The 13537-nt window shown below is 71.1% G+C and carries 7 protein-coding genes; 1 reads left to right on the forward strand and 6 read right to left on the reverse strand.

Going from position 1 to position 13537, the window contains the following annotated elements; genetic code table 11:
* Window positions 1–26 precede the first annotated feature (26 nt).
* The 6 genes from ACZ58V_RS00215 to ACZ58V_RS00240 form a co-directional block, all read right to left on the reverse strand.
* Window positions 27–2216, reverse strand: coding sequence for a glycosyl hydrolase family 95 catalytic domain-containing protein (locus ACZ58V_RS00215; RefSeq protein ID WP_471287670.1), 2190 nt, complete (start codon window positions 2214–2216; stop codon window positions 27–29).
* On the reverse strand, window positions 2213–4192 hold the full coding sequence (locus tag ACZ58V_RS00220) for a beta-galactosidase (RefSeq protein ID WP_471287672.1): 1980 nt from the start codon (window positions 4190–4192) through the stop codon (window positions 2213–2215). Before ACZ58V_RS00220 ends, ACZ58V_RS00215 begins: the two co-directional genes overlap by 4 nt.
* Complete coding sequence (locus ACZ58V_RS00225) at window positions 4192–6402, reverse strand: WD40/YVTN/BNR-like repeat-containing protein (protein ID WP_471287673.1); 2211 nt, start codon at window positions 6400–6402, stop codon at window positions 4192–4194. The genes ACZ58V_RS00220 and ACZ58V_RS00225 overlap by 1 nt, the downstream gene beginning before the upstream one ends.
* A gap of 137 nt (window positions 6403–6539) precedes the next feature.
* Window positions 6540–7493 (reverse strand): carbohydrate ABC transporter permease, encoded by a 954-nt coding sequence (locus ACZ58V_RS00230; RefSeq protein WP_468195212.1) that lies wholly within the window; start codon window positions 7491–7493, stop codon window positions 6540–6542.
* The gene (locus ACZ58V_RS00235) at window positions 7490–8530 is read right to left on the reverse strand and encodes an ABC transporter permease (RefSeq protein WP_468195210.1); all 1041 of its coding nucleotides are present in this window, start codon (window positions 8528–8530) and stop codon (window positions 7490–7492) included. Before ACZ58V_RS00235 ends, ACZ58V_RS00230 begins: the two co-directional genes overlap by 4 nt.
* Before the next feature lie 26 nt (window positions 8531–8556).
* Window positions 8557–10245, reverse strand: a complete 1689-nt coding sequence (locus tag ACZ58V_RS00240; RefSeq protein ID WP_471287675.1) for an extracellular solute-binding protein — start codon at window positions 10243–10245, stop codon at window positions 8557–8559.
* A gap of 371 nt (window positions 10246–10616) precedes the next feature.
* On the opposite strand from ACZ58V_RS00240, the gene ACZ58V_RS00245 reads away from it, so the two are divergent.
* Window positions 10617–13454 (forward strand): glycoside hydrolase family 3 C-terminal domain-containing protein, encoded by a 2838-nt coding sequence (locus ACZ58V_RS00245; RefSeq protein WP_471287677.1) that lies wholly within the window; start codon window positions 10617–10619, stop codon window positions 13452–13454.
* Window positions 13455–13537 lie beyond the last annotated feature (83 nt).

The following is a 13537-nucleotide window of genomic DNA, read 5'->3' on the forward strand; positions in this document are numbered from 1 at the left end:
TCCATGGGGTGGGGGGATGGGGGGAACTACCACGACCTCAGGGTGAGGACGTGGTCTTCTCCGGCGACCAGGTGGAGGGATTCTGTGCCGGTGGAAGTCCGCAGTTCGACGCGGTGGGTGCGGCCCGGCCTGATGACGGCGGCGGCGCCGTCCCGGGTCCAGGTGAGGTCGAGCTCGGCCCCGAAGCGGGTGCGCACCCCGCGCAGTGCGCCGCTCGGATACACCGCCGGAAGCGCGGGCAGCAGGACCAGCCGGTCCGGGGTCGACTGCACGAGCATCTCGATCAGCACGGCGGGCAGGGTGTGCGCGGCGTCCGCGTTGTAGACGTCCCGCTTCGGGTAGTGGGCGCTCATCAGGGAGGCGTGGAAGAAGTCGCCGTCCAGGACCTGGCCGAGGGCGTGGGCGACGCGGCCGCCGTCCCTGAGCCGGGCCGCGATGAGCGCGTGGTGCAGATGGCCGTGCGCGGAGTCGTTCTCGGCGCCGCGCAGTTCGAGGGCGCGGTGGGCGGCCGTGGCCAGCTCGGGGCTGTCGTAGGGGGTGATCTCGTCGAGCGGCCAGACGCCGTAGAGGTGGCTGAGGTGACGGTGGTCGTAGGAGTCCTCCAGGCCCGGCCAGGCCCATTCGGCCAGCGCCCCGTCCGCGTTGATCCGGTGCGGCGGGAGGCGGTCGGCGAGGGCGTGCCAGCGGTCGGCGTCGGGGCCGGGGTGGTAGGCGGCGGCCGTGCGCAGGGCGTGTCGGGCCGCCGAGAGGTCCATGGCCGCGTTGAGGGTGCCCCAGCTCGCGTTGGCGGGGCGGTTCTCGGGCGAGTAGGACGGGACGACGACGAGGTGGCCGTGCTCGTCGGTGCGGGTCAGGAAGTCCTCGTAGAACAGGGCGACTTCGGCGAGTGCGGCGGCCGTGCGCGGGTCGCGGGTGCCCCGGGTCTCGTCGTGGTCGACGAGCGGCTTGAGAAGCCAGTCGGCGCCGGCGGTCCACAGCTGGTGGGGGTACTCGCGAGCGAAGTGGTACGTGTGGCCCGACTCGCCGTCGGTGTGCGTGGGCGCGACGACACCCCGGGCACCGAAGACCGCGCGGGCGTTGTCACGCCAGTCCGGGAGCTGGCGGTCGATCAGGTTCGCGTGGGCCTCGGTGACCTCGGGCAGGGCCGCGGCGGCCGCGGACGCGGTCTGGAGGTTGAGGTTGGCGTTGGTGGTGAACGCGCCCGACCAGGCGGTGTTCCAGTCGCCGGTCCACAGTCCGGTCAGGCGGGGCGGAAAGAGTCCGCCGGCGGACAGCAGGTGGTAGCGGCCTGCCGCGAAGAGGCGCTCCAGCAGGGCGGTGCTGCGCGGCCGTCTCAGCAACTCCGAGCCCGCAAGGGCCCGTTCGGCGGGGTCGGCGGCCAGGTCGAGGGTGACACGCTCGTAGGCGGTGCGGTGGAGGGCGACATGGCGGTCGAGGAGCTCGTCGTACTCCGGGGGCAGATCACGCAGGGTGCGGCCCTGCGCGACGACGTCCAGTTCGCCGGTGTGCCGGTGCACCCGGGTGAGGAGCAGCACGGACCGGGCGCCCTCGATGCGCACGCCGGGGGGCACGAGGGTCGTCGTGCCGCCCGTGACGGAGACCAGGGTGACGCCGGTGCAGGCCAGGTCACTGTCCGGGTAGCGGGCGCGCAGGCTGAGCAGGGCGCCCTCGGGGGTGAGGACGGCTCCGTGGCCGATGCCCAGTCCGGCGGGGGCGCCGGGCAGCCGGTGGTCCAGGTCGACGTCGAGGCCGAGGCCGGGTCCGGTGACCTGCTGGACGATCACGTCGTCGGCGCGGGAGACGAAGACACGGCTGGTCCAGCCGGAGCAGGAGGCCCGCGCCACGCCCGTGGTGAAGTCGACGTCGCGGCGGTAGTCGCGCCGGGTACCGGGCGGACGGCGCAGTCTGACCTGGAAGGCGGGGTGGAAGGGCTGCACCCACTGGTGCGGACGGCCGTCCGTGAAGCTCTCGGCGGCGGTCGTGTCGCCTGCCAGGAGACGGTCCTGGAGCGCGGGGAGGTCCCCGGCGAGCCGCGGGGGCCGGGGGTCCCTGCCGTTGGGACGCACCAGGGTGTGGTGCGTGACGACGACCCGCTCGATGTCCGGGTCACCGAACACAAGGGCGCCGTGGTGGCCGTTGCCGCTCAGGAAGCCGTCCTCCCAGCGGCCGGCCGGGCCTGGCTCCCACGTGCCGTGGACGGGGGCGGAGGCGGTCATGGCCGGAGCACCGCCGCCTCGTAGCGGCCGAGGGTGACCCGGTCGGTGACGGCCGTGCCCGTCAGCAGGTCGTGATGGGTGCCGGGAACCTCGACGGTCACCGGCTCGCGGCCGTGGTTGAGCAGGAACAGCAGCTCGCCCCGGCGTACGGCCTCCACCTGATCGGGAAGGCCGTCGAGCACCGGCCGGACGCCCGCGCCGTCGGCGATCCGGGCCAGCAGGTCGCGCAGCGCCTCCGGCTCCGGGAGCGTGGAGAGGTACCAGGCACTGCCCTTGCGCAGGACGGCGGGCATGCCGTCCAGTTCGCCGCCCTTGTAGCGGTTCGTGTCGTCGGGATCGGCGGGCTCGATCTCCTCGGACCACAGCGTGCCCCGGAAGCCCTCGCAGGCGACGGTCTCCCCCGCGTCCAGCGGCCACCACTCGTGCAGGGTGCGGACCCCGAACAGCTCCCGCAGCCGGGCGTCCATGCCGCCGGGGCGCACCCGGTCGTCCTCGTCCGCGACACCGGTCAGGAAACCGCAGACGAGGGTGCCGCCGCCGCGCGCGTAGGCGAGGAGGTTGTCGATCGCCGCGTCGGTGAGCGCGTACAGCTGGGGCACGACGACCATCGAGTACGGCGTCAGATCGTGCTCGGGGTGCGCGAAGTCGGTGGTGAGGTGGGCCTGCCACAGCGCCCGGTGCCAGGCGCGCAGCACGTCCGGGTAGTCGACCCGGGTGGACAGGCGGCCGTCCTGGGCACCGGCCCACCAGGCGTTCCAGTCGTGCAGGACCGCGACGTCGGCGGTGATGTGCCGGCCGGTCACCTCGGGGGCGATCCTCGCCAGGTCCGCCCCGAGCCGCTTGACCTCCTGGTACGTACGGCCCTCCTCCCCGGCGTGGCTGACCATCCCGGAGTGGAACTTCTCGGCGCCCTGCCGGGACTGCCTCCACTGGAAGTAGCAGACGGCGTCTGCGCCCCGGGCCACGGCCTGCAGGGACCACAGCCGGTTGAGGCCCCGGGGCTTCGGGTGGTTCACGCCCCGCCAGTTGACCGGACCGGCCGCCTGTTCCATGAGCATCCACGGCCCCCGCGCCTGGGAACGGGTCATGTCCTGGACCAGGGCGCCGTTCTGGGCGCCGAGCGGATCGCGCGGGTCGGGGTAGAGGTCGACGGAGACGACGTCCTCCTCCCCCGCCCAGCGCCAGGCGTCCTGGCCGAACCACAGCGGCATGAAGTTGCTGGTGACCGGCAGGTCCGGGGTGTGGCGCCGGACGATGTCCCGCTCGGCGACGTAACACTCCAGGAGCATGTCGGAGGTGAAGCGCCGGAAGTCCAGGACCTGGCCGGGGTTGCGCATGTAGTGGGGCAGGCGGGGCGGCAGGATGCCGTCCCAGGTGTCGTAGCCCTGGCTCCAGAAGGCGGTGCCCCAGGCCTCGTTGAGCGCGTCGAGCGTGCGGTACTTCTCGCGCAGCCACCGCCGGAAGGAGGCGGCGGCCTCGTCGCCGTAGTCGAAGGTGCAGTACTCGTTGTTGATGTGCCACATCGTCAGCGCCGGGTGGCCGCCGTAGCGGGCGGCCAGGTCCTCGGTGACGGCGGCGGCGTAGCGCCGGTAGGTGGCGCTGGAGTGCGAGAAGTGCTGACGGCCGCCCCACCACTCGGTGCGGCCGTCCTCGGTGACGGGCAGGGTGTCGGGGTGCAGCCGGCCCATCCAGGGCGGGGGCGAGGAGGTGGGGGTGGCGAGGACGACCCCGATGCCGCCCTCGTGCATCAGGTCCATCAGCGTGTCCAGCCAGCCGAACTCCCGTGCCCCGGGCTCCGGTTCCAGCTTCGACCAGGAGAACACCCCGAGGGTGACGGAGTTGACGCCGGCGGCCTTCATCAGCCGGACGTCCTCGTGCCAGGTCTCCTCCGGCCACTGCTCCGGGTTGTAGTCGCCGCCGAAGAGGAGCCGGCCCCGGGTGGCATCGGACAGGTCGGGACGTTTCCTCTCGGGCATCAGGCGGGCTCCCCGTACTGCACTCCGCGCCCGTTGGTGGCGATGTAGACCCGGCCGTGGATGCGCGGGTCGCCGGTGACGGCCGCGCCGATCCAGCCCCACTGGTGCTGGTCGTCGTTGATCCGGGTCCAGGTCTTCGCCTCGTCGTCGGAGCGGTACACGGCGGTGACGCTGTCGGTGGAGCCGACCAGGTAGAGGGCCGGGTAGGAGGCGCCCTCGGCGGCCTTGCCGAAGCCGAGGGTGTACGAGGCCCAGCAGCTGCCGACCTTGGTGAAGGTGGCGCCGCCGTCGGTGGAGCGGTACAGCCCGTTCCACTTGAGGCTCAGCCACAGGTCGCCGGAGCGGCCCGGGGCCGCGGCCAGCTGGAATTCGCTGTCGCCCGAGTTCAGGCCGGTGGCCCGCGCGGTGAAGGTCTTGCCGCTGTCGGTGCTGGCGTGGAGCGTCCCGGTCGTGGTGTCGAAGGCGTAGAAACGCGTCGCGTCGGCAGGGTCCGCGACCGGGACGGCGCCCTTCGGGAAGGAGGCGACCTCGGACCAGGTGGCACCGTTGTCCGCCGAGCGGTAGCCCGGGTTGGCCGGACCGAAGGACCACAGCAGCACGCTGCCGTCGGCGTTGGTGGCGATCGGCCCCGGCGCGGACTTGGCCATGGCCGGCTGGGCCTTGAAGGGCGCCCAGCTCTTGCCGCCGTCGTTCGAGTAGGCGCCGTTGCCGTTGTCGCCCCACCCGGCCCGCACGACGTACGACGGCTCGGCCGCGGCCAGCGCGAGCCCCGTCGCCGTGCCGAACACCGGGTTCGACGCCATGCCGCGGGAGGGGGAGGCGGTGAGCCGCTCGTGGTACATCACGCCGATGTCCCCGGACCCGCTGATCAGGTGCGCCTCTCCGGCCGGAGGGGAGATCAGCTGGCGTATGGACGCCTCCTCGAGGCCCCGGATCTGCGGCGCCCAGTGCTTGAGGTCGCGGGTGCCGTAGAGGGTCGCGCCCGTGCCGTAGACGACGTGCTCGGAGTCGAACGGGTCGACGCCGACGGCCTGGATCCACCACCCGAACTTGGGCTTGTCCGCGCCGAACGTGAGGTAGGGGGTCTCGGAGACGTCGAGGACGGCCTTGTCCTTCAGGGACTTCCAGGTGCGGCCGCCGTCGGTGGTCCGGTACAGGGTGTCGACCAGCGCCCAGCGGTTGTTGGTGGAGACGACGACGGTGCCGGGGCGGCGGGCGTCGACGGCGACACCGCCGTACCCGAAGGAGTCGGTCCCGCCGTCCTCCGTCGCCCCGCCGGGCTTCACCGGCGTGACCTCGGTCCACTTCCCGTCCGTCGTCCGCAGCTTGTGCACGCTGCCGTCGGACTGGCCGTTGGGTCCTGGGGCGTTGGCGTACGTCACGTACAGCTCGCGGGTGTGCCAGTCGTACGCGGCCCGGATCGGCACCTTGGCGGCGGTGCCGGCCGGCTGCTTGGGGACTGCCTCCCAGGTCGTGCCGTCGGAGGTGCGGTAGAGGCTGGGCTTGCCGGCCGTGCCGTCGGAGTCGCCCCAGCCGGCGTAGACCGTACGGCCCGCCGCGACCAGGAGCGTGACGCCCTGGCCCGCGGCACCGGGGGTGGCCGGGAAGCCCACCGCCTTCCAGGTGCCGCCCCGGTCGGTCGACTTGAGCAGTCCGTCGTGCCGGGTGCCGAGCCACAGGGTGTCACTGTCCCGCGGGTCCACGAGCAGCCGCTCCCCGCACCCACGCCCGTCCTCGTTGGCCCCGAGCTTCACGGTCAGGTCGGTGCGGTTCCAGGTGGCCCCACGGTCCTCGGACCGCAGCACGGCCCCGTTGCCGGCCCACGACTGCGCGTACGTACCGAGGGCGAGGTACAGCCGGTTCGGGTGGGCCGGGTCGACGGCCATGGCCTCCACGCCGAGCAGGTTCCAGTCGTCCCAGCCGATGTGGTCGGTCAGCGGGACCCACCGGTCGGTGCGGTCGTCCCAGCGGTAGGCGCCGCCGATGTCGGTACGGGCGTAGGCGAGGCCGCGGACGGCAGGGTGGAACAGCACGCCGGTGACGAACCCGGTGCCGCCCTGGACCGCGTTGCGCCAGCGGTACGCGGTTCCCGCGGCGGCCGCGGGCGTGGCGGCCTGAGCGCTGCCCTGGACGATCGGAAGTGCGGCGACGGCGGCGGTGGCGGCGGTCCCGGCGAGCACAGCGCGTCTGCTGAGGTGGAAAGTGCGCATGACGTACCTCGGTCCTTACAAGACAGGGAGGGGCGGAGGCCCTTTTTTTGGGGGCGCGGGGAACTGCGCGAACGACCACAGCGCAGCCGCGGACACAAACAACCGACAGCCCTACGGCGAGACTCGAGACAAGGGCGTCACCCCTTGACGGCCCCCGTGAGCATGCCCTTCTTGAAATGCTTCTGGACGAAGGGGGAGAGCACGGCCACCGGCAGCAGGGCCATCACCATCACCGCCATCTGGATCGCGAGCGGCGAGAGCTGGCCGGTGTTGATCTGTGCCTGGAGGCCCACCGGACGCTGCTGCATCTGTACCAGCTGGATCATCACGTTCTGCAGCGGCATCATCTCCTGGTCGGTCAGGTAGATCGACGCGTTGAACCAGGCACTCCAGTACCCCACGGCGTAGAAGAGGCCGATCACCGCGAGGACCGCACGGGAGAGTGGCAGAACGATCTTCCACAGGATCCGCCAGTCGCCGGCGCCGTCGATGCGGGCGCTGTCGATCAGCTCCTGGGAGATGTTCATGAAGAACGCGCGCAGCACCAGGATGTTGAAGACGCTGACGGCGCTGGGCAGGATCAGCGCCAGATAGGTGTCGGTGAGGCCGAGGGCCTGCACCAGCAGGTAGGTGGGGATGAGGCCGGCCCCGAAGAACATCGTCGCCAGCAGTGTCATCAGGATGCCGCGGTGGCCGAGCGAGCCGCTGCGCGACAGGCCGTACGCGCACAGGACCGACACCGTCATGCTGAACAGCGTGCCGACCACGGTCACGCCGATGCTCACCAGGGCGGCCTTCTGGACCTGGCCGCCGCTGAGGAGTTCCTGATAGGCGATGAAGGTGATGCCCTTGGGTATCACCACCAGGCCGCCGGCCTCGTCGATGGTCTTCTTCGACTGGAGGCTGGTGACGATGACGATCCACAGCGGGAAGAGGATGGCCAGGCAGGCCAGGGTCAGGGCGATGCCCTTGCCGGCCAGTCCGGCCTTGTTGGGCGGCTCCTCCCAGACGGGGCGGGGCGGGGCCGCCCAGCGGCTCGGTTTCGAGACGCGCGGCGCGTCGTCGGGCGGAGTGCCGAGGACGGCGGTCATTTCTTGTACACCCCCTGCTCGCCCATGAGATGGGCCACCTTGTTGGCGATCAGTACGAGCGCCAGCCCGACCACACCCTTGATGAGCCCGGCGGCGGCGGCATAGCTGAAGTCCTGGTTGCGGATACCGTTCCACCACACGTAGGTGTCGAGGACCTCCGAGGCGTTGACACCCACGGCTTGTCGTTGGAGGAGCAGTTGCTCGAAGCCGACGGTGAGGGCGTCGCCGACGCGCAGCACGAGCAGGAGGGCGATCACCGGTCGCAGGGCGGGCAGCGTGATGTGCCACATCCGCCGCCAGCGTCCTGCGCCGTCCATGGCGGCGGCCTCGTACAGGTCGCCCGAGACGGAGGAGAGCGCGGCGAGGAAGACGATGATGCCCCAGCCCGCGTCCTTCCAGACGGTCTGGGCCGTGACCAGGTACTTGAAGACCTCCGGGTCGGTCATCACGTCGAAGCCCTCGTAGCCGTGCTGGCGCAGGGTCTGGGCGATGATCCCGGCTCCGCCGAAGATCTGCATGAAGACGGTGACGACGAGGACCCAGGAGAAGAAGTGCGGCAGGTACATGACCGCCTGGGCGACCGCTCGTATCCGGGGCCTGACCACACTGTTGATGAGCAGCGCGAGCAGGATGGGGATCGGGAAGTAGAGCACCAGCTGCAGGAAGAACAGCACCAGGGTGTTCTGCACCGCGTGCCAGAAGGCCGAGTCGGCGAAGATCCGCTCGAACTGCTCGAAGCCGATCCAGGGGCTGTTGAAGATGGCGACGAAGCCGTTGTCGCCGGCGTACGGGTCGTAGTCCTGGAAGGCCACCACATTGCCGAGGATCGGTATGTAGTTGAAGACCAGGATCAGCAGGACCGCCGGCAGGGTCATGAGGATCAGCGTGCGGTCACGCCTGAATCTGAGCTTCAGGCTCAGCTTGCCCGAGTTCTTCCTGCCGCGGGCCTGGTCTCCGGCGGCGCCGCCGGACGCCGCCGGAGACCTCGCGGGGGTCTTGTCCTCGGTCGTCGTCCGAGGCACCGTGCTGTTGGACACGGCCTTCTCCTTGCCTGAGCCCCGGATCAGTTCGCCGAGCCGTTGTCGTCGAGCAGCTTCTTGTACCAGTCGCGCAGGTCGTCGCCGCCCTTCTTCTTCCAGTCGGACACGGCCTGCTGAACGTCGCTGATCTTCTTCCGGCCGCGCACCACGTCGTCCTCGAGCTGCTCGAAGTCGTCGGCGAGGTTGGCCCACCGGTTGGGCTCGGTGACGGTCAGCCCGTAGAAGGAGGACTTCTTGGTGAAGGCGCCCATGCGCTGCTGCCACTCGACGATGCCCCGGGTGATGTCGGGGAAGTCGGGGTAGGCGACGTACGGTGCGGGGTTGCCCGTGAGGTCGTAGGTGCTGCTGACCTCGTTGATGCCCTGCTGCGTCTTGGTCGGCAGGCCGTTCTTCACCGTGTAGTCGGTGCCCTCGACGCCGTAGGCGGTGAGCATGAACTCCTTGGTGCCGTAGGGAGCGGCGCAGTAGTTGCAGAGCGCGAGAAAGTCCTTGATCTGCTGCTTGCTCGCCTTCTTGCTGATGAAGGTGAACATGCCGCCGGGCTGGCCGGCCCAGAGCGTGGGATCGCCCCCGTCGGGCCCGAAGACGTCGAACACGCCCATCTCGAAGTCGGGGTTCTGGGTCCGCTGCTCGGCGGTCTTGCCCCACCAGTCGGAGATGTTGTTGTTGTAGACCAGGACCTGTCCGGAAGTGAAGCGGTTGGCCGCCATGCCGCCCGCCTTGCCCGAGACGGCGTCCGGGTGGACCACCTTCGCCGCGTAGAGCTTGCGCGTCCACTCCAGGGCTTCCAGGTACTGCTCGGTCTCGATGCGGTTGACGAGCTTGCCGTCCTCCATGTTCCACCACAGCGCCTTGTCGCCGCCCGGCTGGACACCGAAGATCTGCAGGGCCGACCACTTCATGTCGTCGCAGGCCCAGACCTTCGACTTGGCCTGCGTCGCCTCCTTCGCCCAGGACAGGAACTCGTCCGGGCTCTTCGGGACGGCGTAGCCCTTCTTCTCGAAGATGTCCTTGCGGTACATGGCCGCCATGCCGGTGACGTAGGAGGTCGGCATGGGGATCGCGCGGAGCTGGCCGCCGAAGATGCCGCGCTGCCACGCGTCGGAGGGCACGGCCGCGAGGTTCGGGTAGTCCTTGACCTTGTCGCCGGACAGGTACGGGCCGAGGTCGGCGAACTTGGCGTTGATGGCGGTGGGTATCCGGCCCGTCAGGTTCCAGTCGGGCACCACCACGGCGTCGGGGATGTCGCTGGAGGCGAGAATCGCGCCGAGCTTCTGGTCGTAGGTGACGCCGTCCTGGTTCTGCCAGGTGATGTCCACGCCGATGGCCTTGTTCATGGCCGAGTAGTACGGGTTGTCGCCCTTGGGCGGGGCGCCCCAGTAGGGGGCCATGATGGTCAGCTTGCCGCCGCTGCCCAGCTTCTGCGACACCGAGGTCTTCAGCTCGGCCGCCGGGATCGCCTTGGTGAAGCCGACCGGCGAGCCGTTCTTCGAGGGGAGGTCCGGGGTCACGACGTTCGACGCGACGTAGGCCGGGAGGATCTTCGCGGCTTTCTTGCCCGACGTGGCTCCGTCCTTCTGTCCCTCTTGCCCGCCGCCACAGGCGGCGAGCAGCGGCATCCCACCCGCCACAGCCGCGGTGGCGACCGCCGTGGAGGCGAGGAAGGATCTCCGGCTCGGTCCGGAGGAGGCGGAGGCGGCGTTCGGCGTCATTGCGTCAACCCTTCATGGCACACCAGGACACCCGGCGGAGGGCCGTCGGCTGCGGTGTCTCGAGTGGAACTGGCTGAGCCGAAGCGAGACTCCGACGAGTGACGAGGAATGCGCACCACCGGGTGGCGGACTTCACAGTCGAAGCGCTTCGATGTTGCTGCGAGATTAAGTGAACACCCAGGGGTGCACAAGGGGCGATTCCAAGATTCTCCCGAGGTGTGCACGATCGCGATCTGACACAAATGGCGCTTGGAATGGCGCCGCAGGGTCGGAGTTGTTGCGCCGAGGTGTCTTGACACCCACCCCCACGTCGAACCAGCATCGAAGCGCTTCGAAAGCGTCTCGCCGCTCCATCGCAAAGGGATTCCCACGTGACCGCACACACGCCGCCCACGCCGCCGTTCCGCGATCCGCGCCTGCCGTTCGCGAAGCGGATCGACGACCTCCTGTCGCGGCTCACGCGCGAGGAGAAGACCGCCTTCCTGCACCAGTTCGCGCCCGCCGTCGAGCGGCTCGGCATCGCCGCCTTCCGCACCGGCCAGGAGGCCCTGCACGGCGTGGCGTGGATGGGCCCGGCGACGGTGTTCCCGCAGGCGGTCGGCCTCGGCGCCACCTGGAACCCGGAGCTGGTGCGGCGGGTCGGCGACGCGGTGTCCAAGGAGGTCCGCGCGATGCGCGCCAAGGACGACAGGGTCGGGCTCAACGTCTGGGCCCCGACGGTCAACCTGCTGCGCCACCCCCTGTGGGGCCGTAACGAGGAGGGGTACTCGGAGGATCCGAAGCTCACCTCGGCGATCGCCACCGCGTACACGCACGGTCTGCGCGGCGACCACCCCACCTACTGGCGCACCGCGCCCGTGCTGAAGCACTGGCTCGCCCACAACAACGAGACGGACCGGTCGACGACGTCGAGCTCGGTGCGCCCGCGCGTGCTGCACGAGTACGACCTGAGGGCCTTCCGCGAGACCGTCGAGGCGGGTGCGGTGGCCGGGGTGATGCCCGCGTACAACCTGGTCAACGGCCGCCCCAACCACGTCTCCCCGTACCTCGGCGAGCACCTGCGGGCCTGGACCGACGAGGAGCTGCTGGTCTGCTCGGACGCGGGCGCGCCGAGCAATCTGGTCGACTCCGAGCACTACTTCGACACCCACGAGGAGGCCACCGCCGCCTCCCTCGTGGCGGGCGTCGACAGCTTCACCGACCACGGCACGGACTCCTCGCAGATGACCGGGCGGCTGCGCGTCGCCCTGGAGCGCGGCCTGCTGACCGAGGCCGACCTCGACCGGGCCGTCCGCCGCCAGCTCTCGGTCCGCTTCCGCCTCGGCGAGTTCGACCCGGAGTACGACCCGCACGACGCCACCAGCGAGTTCGACTCCCCGGGGCACCGCGCCCTCGCCCAGGAGGCGGCCGAGCAGGCGGTCGTGCTGCTGAAGAACGACGGGGTGCTGCCGCTCGCCCCGGACACCCGTATCGCCGTGGTCGGGCTGCTCGCCGACGAGTGCAAGCTCGACTGGTACAGCGGCACGCTGATCCACCGCTCGACCCCGCTGGAGGGGCTGTACGAGCGGTTCGGCGCGGAGCGGGTGGAGTTCGCGGAGGGTGTGGACCGGGTCCGGCTGAAGACCTCCGCGGGCGTGTTCCTGCATGTGCCGGTGGCGGAGGACGCCGCCGACGAGGTGCGCGGCGCCGAGGGCGCGCTCGACCCGGCGCTGCTCGCGGGCCGCACCGACCTGCCCTCGCTGACCACCGACGCGACCGGCACCGAACTGGCGCTGGTCGACTGGGGTGAGGGCGTCCTGACGCTGCGCGCGCCCGACGGCCGCTACCTCTCGGTCGCCGAGGACGGCCGGGTCCGCGCCTCCGCCGACCAGCCGGGCGGCTGGATCGTCCAGGAGACGTTCCGCCTGGAACCGCACGATGGCGGGCACCTCCTGAAGCACGTGGGGACGGGTCGTCACGTGTGTGTCTCCGCCGACGGCGTGAAGGTTGCCGAGGAAGATCCCGAGGTGTTCGAGCTGGTCGTCGCCGAGCGCGGCGAGGACGCGGTGGCGCGGGCCGCCGCGGAGGCCGACGCGGTCGTGGTGGTCGCGGGCAACGACCCGCACATCAACGGCCGCGAGACGGAGGACCGTACGACCCTGCGTCTGCCGGAGCACCAGGAACGGCTGCTGCGGGCCGCCCGCGCGGCGAACCCGGCGACCGTGCTGGCCCTGGTCTCCGCCTACCCGTACGCCGTCGACCCGGCCACCCTCCCGGCCGTGCTGTGGACCGCGCACGGCGGCCAGGCGGCCGGCACCGCCCTGGCCCGTGTGCTGGCGGGCGACGTCTCCCCGGCCGGCCGCCTGCCGCAGACCTGGTACGCCGACGACGCCGATCTGCCCGGCCTCCTCGACTACGACGTGATCGGCGCCCGCCAGACGTATCTGTACTTCGAGGGCACGCCCCTGTTCCCGTTCGGGCACGGCCTGTCGTACTCGTCGTTCGCGTACGACGGCCTGACGACCCGGGTCGAGGACGGCACGCTGCACGTCTCGTTCTCGGTCACGAACACCGGTGACGTCACCGCCGACGAGGTCGCCCAGCTCTACACACGGGCCGTCGACCCGTCCGTGCCGCGTCCGCGCCGCGAGCTGCTGGACCACCGCCGCGTCGCCCTCGCCCCCGGCGAGACGGCGGAGCCGAGCTTCGAGGTCCCGCTGTCCGCCTTCGCGTTCTGGGACGTGGCCCAGGACCGGTGGCGCGTGGAGCCGGGCGCGTACGAGCTGCTGGCAGGGGCCTCCAGCGAGGACATCCGGCTGCGGACGGCCGTCACGCTGGAGGGCGAGCCCACCCTGCCGCGCCCGGTCGTCGCGGGCGGCCTGGCCGCGGCCGGCTTCGACGAGCAGAGCGGCATCGAGATCGTCGACCGGACGAAGGTGTCGGACGACGCGGTGACGCCGGCGGGCGGGGGCACGGGTGAACTGGTCTACCGCGACTGCGACTTCGGCCGCGGCATCAGCGAGGTGACGGTGGAGGTGGCCGGCGAGGGCACGGTCGAGGTGTCCCTCGACGGCGGCCCGGCCCTCGCGGTGCTGTCGACCAGTGCCCCCACATCGGGTCCGTACGACTATGTCTCCCTCGGCGCGTCCCTCGCCGCCGCGGGCGTGCACGACGTCCGCCTCAGGCTGCGCGGCCCGCTGCGGCTCGCGCACGTCGGCTTCTCCGGTTGAGGGTCCGGAGCAGGCCGGCGCACAGAAGGGGCCCGGCACCGGAAGGCATCGGTGCCGGGCCTCTTCGCAGAGCCTATATGAAA

Source organism: Streptomyces sp. NPDC040589, from assembly GCF_055594445.1.

Coding starts and splice junctions, on each gene's coding strand:
- ACZ58V_RS00240 (WP_471287675.1), bottom strand. CDS start 10,245: ATGACGCCGAACGCCGCCTCCGCCTCCTCCGGACCGAGCCGGAGATCC.
- ACZ58V_RS00225 (WP_471287673.1), bottom strand. CDS start 6,402: ATGCGCACTTTCCACCTCAGCAGACGCGCTGTGCTCGCCGGGACCGCC.
- ACZ58V_RS00215 (WP_471287670.1), bottom strand. CDS start 2,216: ATGACCGCCTCCGCCCCCGTCCACGGCACGTGGGAGCCAGGCCCGGCC.
- ACZ58V_RS00220 (WP_471287672.1), bottom strand. CDS start 4,192: ATGCCCGAGAGGAAACGTCCCGACCTGTCCGATGCCACCCGGGGCCGG.
- ACZ58V_RS00230 (WP_468195212.1), bottom strand. CDS start 7,493: ATGACCGCCGTCCTCGGCACTCCGCCCGACGACGCGCCGCGCGTCTCG.